Annotated in this window: 17 protein-coding genes; 8 read left to right on the plus strand and 9 right to left on the minus strand. The window is 39.7% G+C overall.

Annotation, left to right across the window (positions count from 1 at the left end; all coding sequences use genetic code 11):
• Positions 1-66 precede the first annotated feature (66 nt).
• Positions 67-561, minus strand: a complete 495-nt coding sequence (locus A3775_RS07655; protein WP_066377804.1) for a GNAT family N-acetyltransferase — start codon at positions 559-561, stop codon at positions 67-69.
• 68 nt (positions 562-629) lie between these two features.
• On the opposite strand from A3775_RS07655, the gene A3775_RS07660 reads away from it, so the two are divergent.
• Together A3775_RS07660 and A3775_RS07665 are read left to right on the plus strand one after the other, a co-directional pair.
• Positions 630-1,430 (plus strand): SDR family oxidoreductase, encoded by an 801-nt coding sequence (locus tag A3775_RS07660; protein ID WP_066424413.1) that lies wholly within the window; start codon positions 630-632, stop codon positions 1,428-1,430.
• Positions 1,431-1,649: 219 nt separating this feature from the next.
• Positions 1,650-2,573 carry a hypothetical protein gene (locus A3775_RS07665; protein ID WP_066424414.1) on the plus strand — a complete coding sequence of 308 codons (924 nt, stop codon included), beginning with the start codon at positions 1,650-1,652 and terminating at the stop codon, positions 2,571-2,573.
• Positions 2,574-2,662: 89 nt separating this feature from the next.
• Here the strand turns inward: A3775_RS07665 and A3775_RS07670 are convergent, their stop codons facing one another.
• The 6 genes from A3775_RS07670 to A3775_RS07695 form a co-directional block, all read right to left on the minus strand.
• The gene (locus A3775_RS07670; RefSeq protein ID WP_066424416.1) at positions 2,663-3,709 is read right to left on the minus strand and encodes a hypothetical protein; all 1,047 of its coding nucleotides are present in this window, start codon (positions 3,707-3,709) and stop codon (positions 2,663-2,665) included.
• A 172-nt stretch (positions 3,710-3,881) separates the two neighbouring features.
• A complete protein-coding gene (locus A3775_RS07675; protein WP_066377809.1) occupies positions 3,882-5,483 on the minus strand; it encodes a tryptophan halogenase family protein in 1,602 nt (533 codons plus the stop codon).
• A 26-nt stretch (positions 5,484-5,509) separates the two neighbouring features.
• Complete coding sequence (locus A3775_RS07680) at positions 5,510-6,121, minus strand: TIGR02466 family protein (protein ID WP_066377811.1); 612 nt, start codon at positions 6,119-6,121, stop codon at positions 5,510-5,512.
• Between the two features lie 87 nt (positions 6,122-6,208).
• Complete coding sequence (locus A3775_RS07685) at positions 6,209-7,732, minus strand: radical SAM/SPASM domain-containing protein (protein ID WP_066424418.1); 1,524 nt, start codon at positions 7,730-7,732, stop codon at positions 6,209-6,211.
• Between the two features lie 338 nt (positions 7,733-8,070).
• Positions 8,071-8,397: a Nif11 family protein gene (locus A3775_RS07690; protein ID WP_066377815.1), complete on the minus strand. Its 327-nt coding sequence runs from the start codon at positions 8,395-8,397 to the stop codon at positions 8,071-8,073.
• Between the two features lie 651 nt (positions 8,398-9,048).
• Complete coding sequence (locus tag A3775_RS07695) at positions 9,049-10,353, minus strand: MBL fold metallo-hydrolase (protein ID WP_066377816.1); 1,305 nt, start codon at positions 10,351-10,353, stop codon at positions 9,049-9,051.
• Positions 10,354-10,564: 211 nt separating this feature from the next.
• On the opposite strand from A3775_RS07695, the gene A3775_RS07700 reads away from it, so the two are divergent.
• The 3 genes from A3775_RS07700 (at position 10,565) to A3775_RS07710 (ending at position 14,546) form a co-directional block, all read left to right on the plus strand.
• Entirely contained in the window at positions 10,565-11,980 is a 1,416-nt protein-coding gene (locus A3775_RS07700) for a TfuA-like protein (RefSeq protein WP_066424419.1), read from the plus strand.
• 67 nt (positions 11,981-12,047) lie between these two features.
• Positions 12,048-13,217 (plus strand): YcaO-like family protein, encoded by a 1,170-nt coding sequence (locus A3775_RS07705; RefSeq protein WP_066377818.1) that lies wholly within the window; start codon positions 12,048-12,050, stop codon positions 13,215-13,217.
• Between the two features lie 195 nt (positions 13,218-13,412).
• Positions 13,413-14,546, plus strand: a complete 1,134-nt coding sequence (locus A3775_RS07710; RefSeq protein ID WP_066424420.1) for an NAD(P)/FAD-dependent oxidoreductase — start codon at positions 13,413-13,415, stop codon at positions 14,544-14,546.
• Positions 14,547-14,884: 338 nt separating this feature from the next.
• Here A3775_RS07710 and A3775_RS07715 read toward each other — a convergent pair whose 3' ends face one another.
• Positions 14,885-16,561: an ABC transporter ATP-binding protein gene (locus A3775_RS07715; protein WP_066377821.1), complete on the minus strand. Its 1,677-nt coding sequence runs from the start codon at positions 16,559-16,561 to the stop codon at positions 14,885-14,887.
• 211 nt (positions 16,562-16,772) lie between these two features.
• On the minus strand, positions 16,773-17,123 hold the full coding sequence (gene patD / locus A3775_RS07720; RefSeq protein ID WP_066377822.1) for a heterocyst frequency control protein PatD: 351 nt from the start codon (positions 17,121-17,123) through the stop codon (positions 16,773-16,775).
• Between the two features lie 286 nt (positions 17,124-17,409).
• Between patD and A3775_RS07725 the strand changes: the two genes are divergently transcribed.
• From A3775_RS07725 to A3775_RS07735, 3 genes are all read left to right on the plus strand, one after another.
• Positions 17,410-19,665 carry a bifunctional (p)ppGpp synthetase/guanosine-3',5'-bis(diphosphate) 3'-pyrophosphohydrolase gene (locus tag A3775_RS07725; RefSeq protein WP_066377823.1) on the plus strand — a complete coding sequence of 752 codons (2,256 nt, stop codon included), beginning with the start codon at positions 17,410-17,412 and terminating at the stop codon, positions 19,663-19,665.
• Positions 19,666-20,024: 359 nt separating this feature from the next.
• Complete coding sequence (locus A3775_RS07730; protein ID WP_066377824.1) at positions 20,025-20,246, plus strand: hypothetical protein; 222 nt, start codon at positions 20,025-20,027, stop codon at positions 20,244-20,246.
• Positions 20,234-20,677, plus strand: a complete 444-nt coding sequence (locus A3775_RS07735) for a PIN domain-containing protein (RefSeq protein ID WP_066424421.1) — start codon at positions 20,234-20,236, stop codon at positions 20,675-20,677. The genes A3775_RS07730 and A3775_RS07735 overlap by 13 nt, the downstream gene beginning before the upstream one ends.
• Positions 20,678-20,683 lie beyond the last annotated feature (6 nt).

The raw sequence follows: 20,683 nt of genomic DNA on the forward strand, positions 1-20,683 counted from the left end.
CCCCCTGCTCCCCCTGCTCCCCCTGCTCCCCCTGCTTCCTCATCTCCTCCCAGTCCCTTCCAGTCCCTAGTCCCCTATCCTCAGTCCCATAATAATTAAGTCTCTTTCCACACCGTCTAAGTTTGCGACTTGGGGTAAATGTCCCCATTTTTCAAACCCGAAGGATTGAAATAATTTTAAACTGGGTTGATTGTGAGCAAAAATAAAACCCAACAAGGTTTTTAAACCTAAGTTGGGGCTTTCGTGAACAGCTGTGGCTAATAGTTGTTTTCCTAAGCCTCGCTGATGGAAGGCTGGGGCGATATAAATACTAATTTCGGCGGTGGCGTGATAGGCTGGTCGTCCGTAAAATGATTGGAAACTCAGCCACCCTGCTATCACTCCCTGTTGTTCGATTACCCACAGGGGACGTTTATTAGCCACTCGTCCCTGAAACCAAGCACGGCGACTTTCTACAGACACAGGTTCTAAATCAGCAGTGGCGAGGCGGGTAGGAATTGCAGCATTATATATTGCTACTATTGCTGACAAATCAGTTTCATTCGCATGACGGATGGTCATTGCTGCCGTTTTGCAGAAAATTTGGTGGAAATATTCACAAATAATACATTGTTCACAGTCATAATTCTATGTCTCCTACAGTAATTATCACGGGTGCTTCTCAAGGTATTGGCAAGGCCACAGCATTGTTATTCGCTCAACAAGGTTATGATGTGGTTTTAGCCGCACGTCAGCCAGAACGTTTAGAGGTTGTGGCGGCTGAGGTGCGAAATTTGGGACGACAAGCTTTAGCTATCCCTACGGATGTTAGCCAAGTGGAACAGGTAAACCACCTGATAGAGAAAGCTTTAGATGTTTATAGTCATATCGATGTATTGGTAAATAATGCAGGGATTTGCATGACAGGGCCAATCGAAAATACTTCTTTGAGTGATTGGCAGCAGATAATGAATGTTAATTTTTGGGCTTATTTATACACAATTCAAGCAATACTACCCCACTTTTTGCAGCGAGGTACTGGGACAATTGTCAATGTGGGGTCTTTTGGTGGCAAAATGCCGTTACCTAATATGACTGCTTATTGTACAAGTAAGTATGCTGTTACAGGTTTAACTGAGACTTTACGCCTGGAATTACAACCAAAAGGTATTCATGTTTGTGCAGTACAACCGAGTGTTACTAACAGCGATTTTATGGAGCGATCGCAATTTCGCGGTAAGGATGAACAAGAAGCTCAAAAGTATCGCCAGCAGATGAATGATATCTTAAATACTGCTGTAGCTAGTCAACCTGAAGATGTAGCTCAAGCCATTTGGGATGTCGTCAAACATCACAAAGATGAAATAGTCGTTGGTTCTGGTGCAGTGACTACTACTGTCTATCGATTATTTCCTAGTCTCATGCAGTGGATAATGCAGAAGACCAGTTAAATTGCTTGGTGAATCCATGAGTCTATAGTCGCAACATATAACTATAGACTAATCAATAATTGCTCAGTTTCTCTGTCTAAAGTTTTAAGTTTTTGTCAGAGATTTTTGTTATTTAGCACAATATTTTCAACTCTGCTTTACAGCTAGAGGCAGAGTTGTCAAGCATTATCTCTTACTAACATAGAAGTTGTAATAAATCTTTATTTATGATAATTTTCTATGTCTATAGATAATGATAATATAAAAGCCAAGAATAACGACAATAATCCTGTACAATTTGAAATTTATCAGTTTATTAATAAATTCAGGACAGGTATTTGGTTTTTTGGGATACCGTCTTGGATTTTTGGCATCACTGACAGAAGTATGGCGGCGTTTGCTGATGGATATTTATCAGCAACAGAAATATTGCAGATTTTTACAACCTCTCTCTTTTTCCTGATTTGGCTATATTTAAAACCTGAAGATAATTTGGATGAAAATACTGATATAAGTCCATATCAAGGCTATTTCTGCTTTACTCAGACTAATAATTTTGAGCTAAAAAAAAGGCACATGATTAGCCAGGAGTATATTTTACCTTTTCCTTATCTCTGCCAAATTTATCATCTTTTAAACCTGAAACATTTAGAAACTGTTCATAGTTTTAGTTTAAATAATTTGAAAGTTTTGAATGTTAGTGAATTCCAACCTACCAATATAGGTGGAATCATCAAGTTTCAAACGTTGATAGATGAGCCGGCTAATCCTTTGCGAATGTGGAGACGACCTATAGTTGAGGTGGATTTAATCTTACATACTCCATATACTATTGAATTGAGTATTCCAGTCTACAATAATAAAAGAATAAGAGTAATATTTTGCGCTGTACCATTAACTGAGAAAGAACATCAATTCTTTATAGAAATTTATAGTGATTTGGAATGGCCTAAACCAATCTTGCAAATTTTATTACATCTTGCTTCTTGTTTAACTCTCTGGGAAGATTTACCTTATCTGAGAAATTTAGCGGAAATTGATATTGAACGTTTATTGAAAGGTAGTAGGTCTTCTAAGCAAGCAAATATGTTACTTTTTAATAGATTTGTGGAACTATATGGTTCAAATAGAGAGAAAATGAAATTAATTGCGGGGAGTAAATGATTTGGAACAGGCAAAGTCAAAAATCAAAAAATTCTTGAAATTGTATTCTCGCGCTTTTCAGCCAGGCGGTGAGAGGTCAACAAATCGGCTCAATCAGCCTTGAACCAACGATGACCAACAGCTAAATAAGCTTTTACCTCTAAAGGGCAACCGGGTTGATAAACTAGCTTAAGATGATTGATGGTGCGCCAGAACACACTAAAGCTACCAGGGCTGATCAATGAGTCTAAGTATTGTAAATTAACAGGCCAAAGTTCTGGCTGATCTTTTTTTTGAATTAACCCAGGCCATTGTAGAAGGGCATCTCGCTTTTGAGGCGTGCAGCATTTCATTGCTACGGCAAGGTTAAGGAATTCACTCCAGCGAGGTTCTTTTTTGGGCTGTTGGTTTAAATAACATTCCAGTCCGATTCTAGAGCCTATTTGCTCTTCAATATCAAAGCACAAAACTATGCGATCGCTTAGAGGTTGAATGAGGGTGATCATCTCCGTCAAATCAGCCGGCACTGGTTCACCTTGAATTTTAGCTAAATAAGTGGGAATCATCTGTGGGGATAAACCATCAACATTGATCCGCAATGGTTTTCCGGGACGCGATCGCATTGCCCCAATTTGACTTATTCCTACCCCATCAGGTAAGGCATTGACACACCGCCCAACTAAAGCCTTGCGCTGCTGATCAAGGGGACAATTTTGCAACAATGATATTAATTTTACTAACTTTAAGTTAGCCTCAATGTTCTTATCTTGAAACTCCTCTCCCCGCAAACTAAAAAACCAACAAGCTACCGTTAACCCATCTGTTAATCCATCAAGATCAAATTCGAGCCACATATCCTTAACTGTCTGATACACAAAAGAATTAACAGTTGTCCAATCTTGACAGAAACTTTCAAGCTGTTGCCAAAATGGATAAGATATCAGTGGTTCAGGAATAAGAAATTTCATAGGTTGTAAGCCTACTGATACATCTACTCTTGGTTGCTCTGCTGCCAGTCGGCATTCTAAAAGCATTGGCGACAGAGGTGGCAAAATTTCAGTCAGATGTTTTATGGCAGTTAATTGTTGTTGGGAAACGAGTACATCTGAGAGATAAGGAACCACTAAGCGTAAATAATTTTCCAATGAGTAATTCATCGTCTTCTTACCGAAATTTTAGTCATCAACCATCAAACTTCTACCCATTTTATAATTAGGGTTGCCTGAACAAGTCTTTTCGTGGAGATAGGTAAGAGGCAAGGTTTAACTGCTAAGAACAAATTTTTCGATAGTCATTTGATTGTTTGTCATTCCTGTAATGCCATTCAGTTTATTCCTGTTTGCCTAGCATAAAAATATTGGACAAAATCTCTCGCTGATGAATATTTTTGAGATAATCAACATGGTTTGGCAAACAGGTTTTCAAATGTTGAGCATAATTTTTTAATTGAGCGAATAACTGTAGAGATAAAGTTGGCTGATATGTGGCTATTGGCAAAGCTTTCTCAGGTAAATATCCCATCCCTGCCAAAATACATACATAAGAATAATCTCCAAACAATGGCTGAGAGACTGCGGAAAAATTGTGACTAGGCCAGATGTATCGCCATTGTTCCAATCGCTGCTGCAATGAATCGGGAATCTTCAGGTTATATTTATTAGCTTGCCAAAATGGAGTGTCTTCTCTTTGAGTTAAGCAATAATGAAGGACAATGAAATCGCGGATATCTTCATACAAATCCTGCATTGTCTGATTGTAATTGTCCCTAAGTATGGGATCAAATTTCCGGTCGGGAAAATTCTTGAGTAAATGATACAATCCCGCTTCAATCAAATATAACCCTGTCGATTCCAAGGGTTCGATAAATCCACTACTTAAGCCAATGCTGACACAATTTTTTACCCAGGTATTGCGAGTTTTACCTACCCTAATTTGTAGATGTCGGGCGGGAGTAGTGTATTCTTGTAAGTGCTGTCTTAACTCCATTTCGGCCTGTTCAGGAGAAATAAAAGCACTGGAATAAACATAACCGTTGCCGCTTCTCTCTACAAGTGGCGTATTCCATGCCCATCCTGAACTTAAAGCCGTTGAGGTGGTGTAAGGATTGATGCCGCCCCGCTTTTCGTTATACTTGTCTCCACTTTCATAGAATACTGGTATAGCCACGGCGCGATCGCACAATAAGCAATCATTATCAGAAATAAACGGTTCTTGCAGTGCTTGATTAATCAGTCTGCCGCTAAATCCCGAACAATCAATAAATAAATCTCCGGCAACTCCACCATGATTTTCTGTGACTAAATGCCGAATAAATCCATGTTCATCGAAAGCAACATCTAAGACGTTATCGACAATTTGTCTAATGCCTTCTGACTTTCCCTTCTCCTTCAAATAAGTAGCTAACAACCCAGCATCTAAATGATAACCATAGTCGCTGAGTTGGGTGTGAGGATTCTGATTGTTTACAGACTTAGGTGATTTTTGAGACTCAGACAACTCAACTGCTGCAAAGCAGCTAGCATCAAAAGCTGCTGAATTACCCTGGAATTTACTTTGCAGCCAATAGTGAAAAATAGGAATAGATAAACCTGTAGTGCGAATTATATCACTTAACGGATGCCAATACACATCTTTTCCCGGCAAACCCGACCAATTCACAAATTTAATCGCATTTTTAAAGGTGGCATTACATTTAACCATCCATTCACTTTCGTTAATTCCTAATAATTTTAACGTGCCAGGAAAGGTGTGAATTGTGGCTTCACCAACACCAATAATGCCAATATCACTAGACTCTATTAAGGTAATTTGACAAGGGCTGCCTTTACCACCGTTCAGGATTTGATTTAAATATGTGGCGGATAACCAACCGGCTGAACCGCCACCCAGAATAACTATGTTTGTAATTTGTTGAGGATTTTCTAATGTCATATTTGCTGAAATTTATGATTATTTTCTTATCTGCCGATATTAAAAGCCACGCAAATTCTGTCTTCTGAAGATTTATTTGGATGAACGTAATGATTGATGTAAGAAGGAAATAAAAGAAGTAGGTCTTTTCTCGGCGAATAGAAATAGCGATCGCTAGTATAAATACTGCTTTGGTGAATTAATTCATGTGGCATAGTCAAGCCCTGTTCTGATACTGGATTCAGAAAAGCAATTTCTCCTGAATCCTGATCGGCTTGCAAATAATAAACACCGCTAAAAAAAGCATTAGGATGATTGTGGACTACATTATAGCCTCCTGTAGGGTTAACATTAACCCAGGCTTTTTTGACAAAGAATTTCTGTCTATCTGCAACCTCAATTTGATAATCTTTGCAGACAACTTCACTAAATGCCTGCACAATCACATCAAAAAATTCTTTAAATAACGGATGATGATGAATATCATCTTTACTTTGAAACGCATCCCTAGTGCTGCGATATTCCTGATAAATCCCCTGTTCTCGATAAAGCTGATGACTTTCGTGAATGAGTTCGGCAATATAACTCTCTGATAAATTTAATTTAAATCCATATATCGGGGTAAAAAACAAACGATTTTGAAATTTATGTTCAAACACTATATTTATCGTCCCCTGTGATTGTGGAAAAAGCAGTCCAGGCCAATCAGCCTGGACGCAAACTTGTAATTTTCAACTCATTGCCAGCTAGCAACTACAGACTGGAATATTTCGCTTCACCAGGGGTTGAGCATCAGAAACATAATCTTGATACGCCTTAGCTACGTTGTCACGGAAACGATTGCCAAAACCATCACAATAGTTACTATGAAAATTACCAGTGTGATTCATCGCCAATACTGCACACCCACCACCACAGTAAAGGGCGTAACGACATTTACGACAAGTAGGGTTAGTGACAACTGTACGATTCCGCCAAGTTTGATTCAATTCCTCATTTAAAACTACTTCATTGTTTTCAGTGATATGACCAATGCGGATTTTTTTATCCCCAGTTTTCTCCCAACAAGCATAGATATCACCAAAGGGGTCAAAAACATACATTTTTTTATGTGCTTGACAAAAACTGGCTTTAAAAGGAGGCAAAGATTTTTTCTTTTGTGATGGATCTTTATATTGTTCAAATATTTGTCTAATTGTATCAGGCAAGGCATCATCAGGAGGCAAAATAACTTCCATCTTTGGATATTCACGACGCATTTCTTGTAAAGCTTTCTGCAAATGCCAGGAATTAAAAGTTGTTTTTACATCTGTGTTTTCATTAGAGGCATGGATGGGAGCCGTATAGGTAGCAAATTTTTCGTAGTGATGCCAACCACGCGCCATAATTTCATCAGCTAACTGAGGCAACTGTTGGATATTGTTGCGGTCAATATTCATCCGCACACTTACCTGCACCCCTAAGTCCAATGCCATTGTGATGTTATCAGCAATTTTGTTAAAAGAACCACTGCCATCAGCATAGATGCGGCGTTTATCGTGTTCCAGTGCTGGCCCATCCAGGGTAATCTGCACTGATGAAATTTTATCAGGGCCTAGCAAATCTTTATAAGCGTGTAACTCAGTTCCATTACTAATCACATCGAAATGTGCCTGACCCAGAGATAATGCCTTATTTATAATGTATTCAATAATCGAGTGATTTTCTGCTAGCAACGGTTCTCCACCAAAGAAGGTGATACCACGAGGAATATCTGCATCTACTGGTACACCATGACCTGCCTCAATTTGGGGCATGGCTGCAAAAATTCTATCGGCTATCTCCGGCTGCATAATTTGCAACAAGTGTTTGAATGCGGGGTTAGTCCGCATATGATCTTGAAAACAATAAGCACACCGCAGATTGCAGCTGTAGGTGGGCATAATAATGTAAACTGGCATCAACAGACTTTCAATCTGATGCAGTTTCGTCGCCATCTTGACGAAAAATGTTTCTTCTTCTTCCACCGTCATTTCCGTCAAGTAACCCCGCCGTTTGAGTGACTCTATCGTTGCTGGAGAAGGTGCAACAACATCTGACTCGATAGGAGGTTCAGAAACCCATTCTCCGTAGAGAGGTTTGGGACGTTCCTTAGCTTCAGTTGAACGTAAATAAGTAGCTATTGGTCGCTTAACTTTATCAAAAGCACCTGAGTAGCCGTGTACAAGCAGGACTTCCTCTGGGTTGTTAGGTAAATCTACGTAGATTGTATAACTACTTGTCCGCAGCATATTATCTTTTCCTCATTCAATAAAGCTATGGAACTCTGGTTTTATTTATGAGTTGCTGACTGGTGACTGGTGACTGTTGACTGTTGACTGTTAACTGTTAACAGCCAACAATGACAATCGAATATTTTTTTACTTAAAAGTCCCTTAGTCAATTTCTATCAGCAGGGAAAACAATGGGAGAGTCCGATTTTGCAAGGATATGTCGATGTCGAGAACCGACTCAACGATGTTCTTGCCATTTTGGGATGCTCCCCCCCTGCTAAAATGATATTGAAATGCCAAAGATGATGTACAGATGTGTTGGGTTAGTCCTCAAACAACACATTAACCTTCATCTTTTACCATTGAGAGCAACTTGAACCACGGCTATTGCCGTAATAAAATCCACCAGCAACGGCTTCGAGAGCTTCTTCGGAAATTTCACCCTCTTCTCCTACAGTTGTCGATAAGCTCTCTAGTTCGCCATCTGTATTGACACCTAATCCCCGCGCTTCTAATTCGCGCTGAAATTCTTCAGCAGTAAAATTTAGTCCTTGTTGTTTGCCTAACTCTACAGTTAGATTAAATGCTGCTTCAGCACTGGAACTACTACTTTCTATTTGATTTCTCAATGCTTCATTTTGCTGGAGAGCATTGATCATTTCTTTTGCATTTTCTGCGGACATATCTTTTAAATCTCCTGAATACAAATTCTCAATCGACTGTTTTTCAGTCTTGTTAAATCCTATCAAGATGATAATTATTTGTGTTTCTGGAAAATTCAGGTCTTAGTTATGAAAAGTTCAGGAGTTTATCCTATGCACACCTAAAACTGCAAATTCCGTAAATAGTTCATAAAAAGTAACACTAAAAAAATATGTTACTTTTTGTAAAAAAATTACGGAAACTCGTGATTATTTGATATGTCTCAGAACTTAGAGGATGTTTGAAAACTTTTTCGTGTGGTATCCAACACTTGTAGATCCCCTATTATCCACGCCACTGGCTTTATGCCGGGAAACCCGTCCACCCTACAAAAATTATCATTAACTTACATCTTGCACCAGTTGCTTTATTGCGATTACAGGGCGGCGATGCACTCCTAAAAATTCGCTCAAACCCTAATTTTTACGTTGTGTGCAGTGCATCGCCCTACGGTTATTGAGAATGATGCAAGATATCAGTTAAGGAACTCTTGCAAGATGTGTGTTTACTTGAGTTGACAAATTAGCTCTTAAAAATATCTTGATTGACAGCAATTAAGCAGTCTGACGCACCATACAAGACACATTTAATGTGACAGGTAAATTTAGTCCTATTTATTTAAAAAAATCATTTTATCTGTTGCCGAAAATAAATAGCAAAGTTTTAATGAATAGACCAAATTTTGCTTTAATCGAAAGTTGTTTATGATAATTGACTTTTAAAGTTACTCGATTAGAATACAGGATAAAGTCCATGAGTGAATCATTTAAATTATTTGCAATTAACTGCTCTACAATACTGGCTGGAATTGAGAGCTTGACAAAGTAGTTATTAGAGATATCTGCTAGTTGTGAGTTATTCAAAAAAATTTTTTGATGTGGGAAATCGATTATGTAGGTCATATTGTGTTCATTGCCAATTACTTCCAGAACAATAACTTGATTAATAAATAAATCTGGTACGGTCGAAGTCAAAAGTTGTTGGAGATAATTGGCAATTATTTCTTTGTTTTCTTCAGAGTCTCCAAAGTTAAATTTTGGGATATTTTCCTCTTGGACATATTTACTAATGTTGTGCAAATATTCCTGAAGGTTTTCTCCCCAAAAGTTTTTATTATGCGCTGATTTCACCTGTTCTAACTCTAAATCAATAATATCTCCTGGTTGTAATATGAAATATTTGGTTTGCGGTAAATGAGCTAAAATATTACTGATAAAAATAGTTGGGGTCATTCTCTGATAGCCATTGAAATGTAACTGATCTGGTTGACAATAGCTCAATGTCATGGAATAAGGAATGATTGTCTGTGGTTTGAGAATTCTGAGCAGTTCAACTTGGTATTTTAAAAATTCTTCTTCATCATCTGCTACTTGTTTGCTCATATCTTCTGGCAACCCATATAGTAAAGTTGGTTGATGATTGGCAAAAGTAGTATAAAGAAGAAACGCATAGTCAATGTGAAATCTATCTGCAATTTTAGATAATGTTCTTGGCGTTAATTTACAGTCATTCTGATGGAGAATGACTTGATCTTGTATTTTGACCAATAAAATAGTATCGACTGGATCATCCCAGTAACTGGTAACTTCTACTGTGTCATTGAGTTGGAGGGTTTCTCCATTCTGTAAAAGAATAATTTTGTTATAACCTATATCTCGGTATCTTTTTTCTAAATCAGGTCTTTTTGCAGGTAAAAGAACAGTGTCTATCTGATTTTTGAGTTGTTTAATAGTTTCAGGATGGCTATGATCTACATGAATATGTGAACTATAGACATAGTTTAAATTACCAAACATCTCCGGGGTAAGTTTTCGGGGTGGGAAGTGAAATAAATTTGTGGCGAAAAATGGTTCGAGGAAGTAACAAGGATCAGTCAGCAGGGAAAATTCCTCTGTTCTCAATAACAAAGAAGCATGAGTAATATATTCAATATTCATTGTGGTTACCTAGGTATGTTGATCAGGGAATAAATATTTTATAGCGGCGATCGCGCCAGGAAAGTTATGTAAAGTTCAGGTTTTCACTCGGAAAAGTTCAGGTAATTAATTTCGAGCTTGGTAATTTTGGCAATTTCAACTAATATTATTGGTAATAAATCAAACTAAATAGCAATGAGAAAGCATAACTTTTCGATTATTTAATTTGCCCATGAATAAATCTCCCTCAGTAGCAGTATTCTTAGGCCCATCTTTGCCCAGACAGCAAGCCCGTCAAATTCTTGATGCTGACTACTATCCTCCAGCGAGTAAGGGCGATATTTACCGTATTATGGCTTCAGGTGTCAAAACAATCATTCTGATTGATGGGATTTTTCACGGTAAACCTTCGATTTGGCATCGTGAACTGATTCATGCCATTGAAGAAGGGATTCAGGTATTTGGTGCATCTAGCATGGGAGCTTTGAGAGCAGCAGAGTTAGAACCGTTTGGTATGGTTGGTCACGGTCAAGTTTTTGCATGGTATCGTGATGGTCTACTGGAAAGTGATGACGAAGTAGCTCTGTTACACGGCACAGAAGAATCTGGGTTCGTTTCCATGTCAGAGCCTTTAGTTAATATTCGCTATACATTACTTCAAGCAGTAGAAGCCAACTATTTAACGGCTGAACAAGCACGCTATTTAATTGATGAGGTTAAACAGCTTTATTATCCACAGCGTTCTTACCAGCAGATGCTTCAGAGTCAAGTAATTCAAGACTTGCCATCAGAGAATGCAACCAGACTCAAGCATTACTTACTCCACCACAAGATTAACATCAAACAAATTGATGCTATGGGAGTCTTGAAACTATACGCCAGCCTCAGTCAAGAGCAAATACCAAAACCAAAGGGACGCTTTTGTTCTCCCTCTATAGATTTACAGTTCCAGCGATTAAAGATGACTGGATTTGTGACTGCTAGCGGACTGAGAGTAGGGAAAGATATATTACAACTTCTCAAACAAGATGTCGAACTGCAAGGGAGGATGCGATCGCAACTAGCAAAACGCTGCTTCTTGCTCAGATGGGCTAGACAAAATCAGATATCTTTTCCCATAGCACAGTGGCAAAGCTATCTCAGACAATGGCAACAAAAATATAACATTGTCAACGAGGCTGAATGGTTACAATCCAATGGTTTAACTTCTGTAACCTACCAAGAAATACTGGCAGAGTATTTTTTAGTTGATTGGATTGTTCAGCAAGGCCCAGACTATTTCGGTATTAAGTGGAACTATCAAACAGCCTTGTCAGCAGAATTACGCTTCACTGGTAATGTAGGATCACAAGTGAATATGTGGCCAGAGTTATCACAGCGTCGTTTGATTGTGGAATGGGCAGAACAAAATGGTGTAGTGTGTCCAGAGACAGAACTAAACAGTTATCTGGAAAAATGGCCACAACTGAATAACTTGATAGATCAAGAGCAACATCAAGCTTGGCTGGTAGAAAAAGCAATGGAAGCCTGGATTGTTGACAAAGAACCCCAATATTTTGGTATTTCTTGGTCTTTTCCACAAGCATTGTTTCAAGAATTGCAAATTACCGGAAAAGCTGCACAAATACTGGTAGTCAATAGTCATTAGTCAACCAACATGAATTTGTCTCCTCTGCTTTCTGCTTTGTGCCTAGAGAAATTTGTGAAAATTTGATATGAATAGCCTGAACAAAAATTATACTTATGGGACACATCGTTTAATTCCCCCAGCACAAACTTTAGCCAATATTCAACCTCACTTGCTAGCGATGGGAATTACCCGTTGTGCTGATGTCACAGGATTAGATCGGCTAGGTATTCCAGTCTACTGTGCCATTCGACCTACAAGACCTTGGTTACAAGTCAGTAATGGTAAAGGAATTTCCCATGAGGCGGCTAAGGTTTCGGCGTTGATGGAAGCGATTGAAGTTTTCCACGCCGAAACCCCAGATGAGCGGTTGCGGCGTGACAGTCTCAAATCATTGCAGTCGAGTGGAAAAGAGGTGATAGCACCTCATATTCTGCCAGGATACTATGATTGTGCCTATTTTCATCCTGATTTTATCCTCGATTGGGTACCAGGACAAAACCTCATGACTAACGCAGAGGTCTGGCTACCAGCGAGTGCAGTTTATGATTGTTCTTCTCGTTATTCTCCGCATCTGTATGCGATTGGAACTAATGGGCTAGCCAGTGGAAATCATATTTTAGAAGGGACAATTCATGGACTTTACGAAGTGATCGAACGAGATGCGATCGCTCACCTTGTGGTTCAAGGACGCTTAAATCTTCAAACCAGATGTAAATTTATTGCTCTCCAGACAATAGATGATCCTGGCTTACAAACTTTATTAGAACGCATCAATGCTGCTGAGTTCAAGCTTGTTCTCATCTGGGTAGAAAGCTGTATTGCTATTAACACATTTTGGGCTATTCTGCTTGACCAAAATCCTTATAACCCTGCGCTCATAGTCAATGTCGGCTATGGAACACATCTTAGTCCGAGTATTGCTGCCACACGAGCTATTACTGAAGCCGCCCAGTCACGACTCACATTTATCCACGGCGCAAGAGATGATCTCAACGCCGAGCAGATTTTTGAACGAACTAACACCCATCGTCAACTCTACAATTATTTTGATCGCATTACCAGTACCACACCCTGGCAAAAATTAACTAACTTGGCTCAACATGATTTATCGGCAGACTATAACTATGTTTTGCAGTCTCTCGGCAACAATGGCTACAAAAATGTTTATCGTGTCGATTTGACGCGAAAACCGTTTCATATTCCCGTTGTTAAAGTTTTTGTCCCTGGATTAATCATGAATCATTCCCTGTTTTAGCCGATACAAGCAACCTAACTAAGAGCCTGTTTCTTGAGAAAATCTCAAGGCAATTAGGAGCGATCGCATTAAAAAATATCATGGTGTAAAGATGTATCAAAGGAGATAAAATCAATAATAATTAGCGGCATAAAAGTTTTATTTAACCAGAAAAATTATTCCTTATTTACCAATAAAAATTAAAAGCAATAACTCATGAATTACGATTACGATCTGATAATTGTCGGTGGAGGGCCGGCTGGTTCAACAATGGCTTTGTCAGCAGCCAAGCAGGGACTTAAAGTGTTACTTGTAGACCAAGCAAAATTTCCTCGCGACAAAATCTGTGGTGATGCTTTGACCGTAATGTGTTTAAAAATTTTGCAGGAGTTTAATCTGATAGATAAATTACTACAAGAACCTCACGCTTGTGCCAATAATATGATTTTTTATTCAGAAAGCGAGCGATTAATTCCTCCAAGTATGAGTAAAACCAAAGACATTTCTACATCAAAACGCTGGATTTTTGATAATGTTTTATTCCAAGCAGCAAAAGCTTGTACTGAAACAAAAGAGGGGTTTAAAGTTGAAAACTTGCTGATGAAAGAAGATTATGTATTTGGCATTCAGGGAACATCTGAGGATGGGAGAAAACAGGAATATACGGCTAAAGTAGTGGCTGGTGCAGATGGCTGTAGCTCAGTAGTAGCGAGAAAATTAGGGTTACATCAATCTTTAAGACAGGATGGAGCAGTAGCGACTCGTGCCTACTATCGTCACCTTGATGTTTCTGGAAATGAATTAGAATTGTATTATCTTCCAGAATGTAGACCTGGTTATTTTTGGATTTTCCCTGTAGACCAAGAAACTGTCAATGTCGGAGTCATATTATTTGAACAAGACTTTAAAAATACAGGTGTTTTTCCATCAGAGATTCATCGGCATTTAATCCAATCTCCATTATTAAAAGCAAGATTTCTAGCAGCCGAACCAGTGGGAAATATTCAATGTTGGTATTTACCTTTAGCAAAGACAACAAGAACCATACATGGTAATGGTTTTATTCTAGCAGGTGATGCTGCTGGTCTAATTGATCCGTTAATAGGGCATGGAATTGATCGAGCCATGATGTCAGGGAAAATAGCAGGGGAACTGTTAGGTTCGATTTGCCGAGGCCAAGATTACAGTGCTACAGCATTACAGCCTTATGCTGATGCTGTCTGGAAATATTTTGGTTTCATATCGCAATTTGCTGTGAATTTTCGTCCTCGTCTTCAGCACGAACCATTACAGCCAATCAATTCCTTGTTATACAAAGGTATGGGAAAATTGATTTCACTTGACTGTTGAAAAAAAGGAACTGAGCCGCCTAAATTGATTTATTAACCCTTATGGGTAGCTAAGTAAACCTTAAATTGTAGTGGACTGACACAGCTAATTTAGTGCATTAGGAAACTCTTGTGGGATGGTAATCTTGACCGTCCCTTGCAGGCAAGATGCCTGCACCACAAGAAATCTTGAATTATATTTGTGCATCATTTTAGTCGTGTCACGCTAGTAGGGTGCGTTAGCTGAGAGTACGGCACCGGATTTATTGGTGCGTTACGGCTAATTCCTACTCTCTCAAACGCGAAAATCCTTTCATAGCCGTAACACACCCTACTTCATATTTACTTGATAAATAGCCTCTAAGTGCGTGCTAGTAAGGGTGCAGCAGCTAGGAGGGTTTGAGTGTATGGGTGTTGGGGATGGGCGAAAATTTGTTTAGTTGCGCCAAGTTCAACAATTTTACCACCGTGCATAACAGCAATGCGATCGCACAAAAATCTGGCTAACCACAAGTCATGAGTAATAAACAAGTAGGTTAACTCAAATTCTGCCTTTAATTGCAACATCAAATCCAATACTTGCGACTGTACACTCGCATCTAACATACTCACGGGTTCATCACAGATTACCAGTTTTGGACGAGTGATTAAAGCGCGGGCGATCGCAACTCTTTGTTGTTGTCCCCCAGACAAGTCGGATGGATAACGCTGATAATATAATTCTGCTGGTGTTAACCCGACTTTCTCCAACATCCACAACACCTGTTCTTTAGCTGTACCTGCATCAGCTAAATTGTGAATTAATAAAGGATCAGCTATACTTTGTCCCACTGTCATCGCTGGGTTGAGACAAGCATGGGGATCTTGAAACACCATCTGAATTTGTCGCCGACAAGCTCTAACTTCCTGACGGGACAACTTAGTTAAATCTTTGCCTAAGAACTCTACTTTACCAGATGTCGGACGAATTAATTGTAAAATTGTCCGCGACAGCGTACTTTTACCACATCCTGATTCACCAACTAAACCCAGAATTTCCCCTGGATATAATTCTAGGTTAATTCCATCTACAGCTTTGATGGTTTGACTTTCCGCCTTAAACAGTCGTTCTATAAAGTTAGGTTCGATGGTGTAATACTGCTTCAGTTCTGCCACACTGAGGATAGGGGACTGGGGACTGGGGACTGGGGACTGGGGACTGGGGAGTGAGGACGGAGAAACATCTTCATTTTCTACTTCATCGACAGCTTGAATATGTAACGCTGCTTGCAGTAGCGATCGCGTATATTCATGTTGAGGGTTTCTAAACACTGCGTCAGTAGAACCCATCTCTACCATTTTACCCTGATACATTACCCCAATGCGATCGCAATACTCCGCCACCATTGCCAAATCGTGAGAAATTAACAGCAACGCCATATTTTCCTCACTACACAGCCGCGTTAATTCTTGTAAAATTTGAGCAGAAACGGTAACATCTAAGCTAGTAGTCGGTTCATCAGCCACGATTAACTTCGGACTCAGAAGTAAAGCTAAAGCGATCGCCACCCGTTGACGCATGCCACCGCTAAACTCATGCGGGTACTGATTCCACCGACTCGCCGGAATCTTCACCTTATCTAAAGTAGCGAGTGCTTTTTCCTTAGCTTCCTTCGCTGATAACTCTGGTAAATGCGCTTGCAGAGTTTCAATGCAGTGATTACCAATCGTCATCAAAGGATCAAGGCGAGTCATCGGATCTTGGAAAATTAATGCTACAGCTTCCCCCCGAAACTTCCGCAATTGATTTGGTGTCAAATCAAATACAGCCTGTCCTTGAAACATCACCCGCCCCTCTACCCGACTAGAAGCGGGTAAAAGACGCATTGCCGCCCGTCCCAAAGTAGACTTACCACAACCGGACTCACCAACCAAACCCATTCTTTCACCAGGTTGTAAGGTAAAAGATACATCATCAACCGCCCACCGTGGTTCTTCCCCGCCACGCTGAGGATAGGCGACGCGCAAATTTTCGAGACAAAATAACTCATTACCCATAGTTTTGTTATCAACCCAGAGCCACCACCTGGGATAATTTTAAATTTAAGCTAGTCTATCAAATTCCTTAAACCTCCCGTTCAAAGATATTCAGCAAATGCTTTGCGTACCTCTTTACCTTCTCTGCGAGACGCTACGCGAATGCGCCCCTCTGCGTTTAAAAAAATCCGACTAAAAACAAGTCCCCAGTCCCCAGTACCCAGTCCCCAGTTTATTCCGGTGTCTGCTGTTGCAGTATAGCGTGACAATATTGAATTAAAATAGAGAGGCGATCGCTAATAGTTTTCAGCCTTGCTTGTGAAGTTGCACTTTGTCGCGCCCCTTGCAAAAACATCACATCAACTTCTAGCAGACGCAACTGTTTACTAATTTCCGTCTGGTAAGATTGCTCTCGTGAGTTTGCATCTGTCGCTAAAGGCAGAATTTCCTGACTAAACACTTGTTGCAAAGACATTACACCTTGTTTCAGTTCAGGCGTACTAACTTGAGAATTGCTGACATCTGTACGCAATTGTTCAAGTAAATTTACGAGTGCTTGATATTTATCAGAAATTAAAGACATTCACTGCTATTTAAGATACTATTAATCTCAAGAAAAATTCCTGACACACTAATCTATCTTAGGCTCTTATTGGCAATTTCAGCCTCAAACTTTGCTTTGAGGCTGTGTTTGCAATCTAGATTATTTACTAATTATGATTCTGAAAATCGATGATGGATGAGTACCATAGGCTTATGGGACATCATCCTAATCCTACCTTTACCCCCACACCCTACAGCATCACCGCCAACCGATGCTGTTAACTGCATCTATTTCTCACCTATCCACAGATCACCTACCGTATTGTATGAGTAGTCTAGCTATAACTTCCCCAACTGAGCTTTCCCTTCCAGATTGGTTGAATAAATGTTTACGCGACACATCAGCCAAGTCTCACGCAGCAGAAGATGACCGAAGGTATCGCGATAACGCTTTAATTTGTCGGGCTTTTGAATTTGCTTACCAACTGCATAAAGATCAATATCGCAAGTCAGGAGAACTATATATTAGTCATCCGATTGCAGTAGCGGAATTGCTACACGACTTAGGAGGTAGTCCCGCTATGATAGCAGCTGGATTTCTTCATGATGTAGTGGAAGATACAGAAGTCACAATTGAAGAGATAGAAGAAAGATTTGGCGCAGAAGTGCGTCAGTTAGTCGAAGGTGTCACGAAGCTTTCTAAAATCAATTTCAAAAGCAAAACGGAAAGCCAAGCGGAAAACTTCCGGCGGATGTTTTTAGCAATGGCGCAAGATATCCGGGTAATTGTGGTGAAGTTAGCAGACCGTTTGCATAATATGCGAACTCTGCAATATATGTCAGAAGCCAGTCGTCGCCGTTCCGCCCAGGAAACTAGAGATATATTTGCACCTTTAGCCAATCGTCTGGGGATTTGGCGGATTAAGTGGGAATTAGAAGATTTAGCATTTAAGTATTTAGAACCAGAGGCGTTTCGTCAAATTCAGCAGCACGTATCAGAAAAACGCACAGCTAGAGAAGAAAAGTTAGTGAAAGCGACAGCAATGTTGCGAGAACGTTTACAACAATCAGGAATTCGCTGTTTAGATATTAGCGGTCGTCCCAAGCATCTATATAGTATTTATCAAAAGATGCAGCGACAGCAAAAAGAATTTCATGAAATTTACGATTTAGCTGCACTCAGAATTATTGTGGAAACCAATGAGGAGTGTTATCGGGCTTTAGCAATTGTACATGATGCTTTTCGCCCTATTCCTGGCAGATTTAAAGATTATATCGGCTTGCCGAAACCTAACCGTTACCAGTCGTTGCATACTGGAGTTATTGGCTTAACTGGTCGTCCTTTAGAGGTGCAAATTCGGACGCTGGAAATGCACCGGGTTGCAGAGTACGGTATTGCAGCCCATTGGAAGTATAAAGAAACAGGTGGTTCTCATAGCCAACTAACAGCCAGCGATGAGAAGTTTACTTGGTTACGCCAGCTGTTAGAATGGCAAAGTGACATGAAGGATGCTCAAGAGTATCTTGATAATGTCAAAGATAATTTATTTGAAGATGATGTTTATGTCTTCACTCCCAAGGGGGATGTTGTACCGTTAAGTCCTGCTTCAACAACTATAGATTTTGCCTATCGCATCCATACAGAAGTCGGAAACCACTGTGCAGGGGCGCGGGTGAATGGTCGGATGGTTCCTTTATCCACACGTCTCCATAATGGTGATATTGTAGATATTATTACCCAAAAGAATAGTCATCCTAGCTTAGATTGGCTGAATTTCGCCAGGACTTCGACAGCGAAGTATCGGATTAAACAATGGTATAAGCGATCGCGGCGGGAAGAAAATGTAGCGCGGGGACGGGAGTTATTAGAAAAGGAACTAGGTAAAACCGGGTTTGACAATTTGCTGAAGTCAGATGCGATGCACACCGTCGCCGAAAAATGTAATTATCACAGTACAGAAGATTTACTGGCTGGTTTGGGTTACGGTGAGGTGACTTTAAATCTGGTGTTAAATCGTTGGCGAGAAGTGATCAAAGCGCAACAACCAGCCGCAGAAGTCATTCCCATCATTCCCAAAGAGTCATCCACAGCGAAAACTTCGATGATCAGTTCCCGTTCGACTGACTCGCCGATTGTCGGGGTAGAAGGTTTAATGTATTATCTTGCCGGATGTTGTACACCGATACCGGGGGAATCAATTATTGGTGTGGTGACAAGAGGACGGGGAATTTCGATTCATCGCCAAGGGTGTCATAATTTGGATGCAGTGGAATGCGATCGCCTAGTTCCTGTGAGTTGGAACCCAGCCGCAGAAAACAGTGGTCGTCCCCATACTTACCCTGTGAATATTCAGATTGAAGCTTTAGACAGAGTGGGGGTATTGAAAGATATTTTATCACGGTTAAGTGACCAAGGTATTAACGTCCGCCATGCTCAAGTCAAGACTACCAGTGGTCAACCGGCGTTAATGGACTTAGGAATTGAAATCCGCGATCGCTCCCAACTAGAACAATTATTCACCCAAATCAAAAAGATGAGCGACATCCTCAATATCCGCCGTGTTGGTCAAGCCGAGGAATAATTGACTAATTTTGTAGAAGTTGTTCTTAGGCTACAGCCTGAGAACAATTTAAATGGGGATTAATTACTCAATTGCTGCACTCTGCACAGTTGAAGATGTAGATTAAATTTAAGTTAGGCTAACAACTAAATTAGCAGAAATTAAACACAGTAAAAATTATGTTGAAATCAATATTTATTTTAATTTACGCAGGTAAGTAGCAAGTTATAGAATCCATATAATTAAGGAATTTAATGTTTATATTCAATGATTCTAGGGATACCTGCGGTAAGCTAGGCTAATATACTCCGTGTAGGTTAAATAGATAAAAGCAGTCTGTGTATATTAGATTTATAGGAAAAAATCAAAGTGAAAATCTTATGTCTAACTATCAAGAAATATTACAGCAAGTTCAAAGCTTAACTCCTGAAGAACAAATTCGTTTAATTGAAGACTTATCAAGTTTAATTAGACAACGGGTGACGATGACACCTAAACCCAAGCGTAGCATTTTAGAATTACGTGGACTGGGTAAAGAAATCTGGAATGGTGTTGATGCTCAAGAATATGTTAATCAGGAACGTGATTCATGGAATGGCTAGTTCAGTTACAGAATCAAGTTGTGGGATTGGATACTGCACCACTGATTTATTTTATTGAAGAAAATCCTAATTATTTGGATGTTATAGATGCTTTCTTTGAAGCAATGTTTCGGGGTGATTTTAGTGTTGTTACCTCAGTTTTGACTATTACGGAAGTGTTAGTCTATCCCTTGCGGCAAGGAAACACAAGATTAGCTCAACAATATCGTGATATTTTGTTTAACTCCCAAGGGTTGACGACTATCGAAGTTTTTCCAGATATCGCCGAAACTGCTGCACAATTAAGAGCAAATTACAATTTAAGAACCCCAGATGCTATTCAGATGGCTACTGCTATTCGTGGAGGTGCATCATTTTTTTTGACGAATGATGCGCGTTTACCATCATTACCGGGGTTATCAGTGTTAGTGTTAGAGCAATTGATAGTGTAATGGCTA

The sequence above is a fragment of the Anabaena sp. 4-3 genome, assembly GCF_001597745.1.
In the GTDB taxonomy this organism is placed as follows: Bacteria; Cyanobacteriota; Cyanobacteriia; order Cyanobacteriales; family Nostocaceae; genus Trichormus.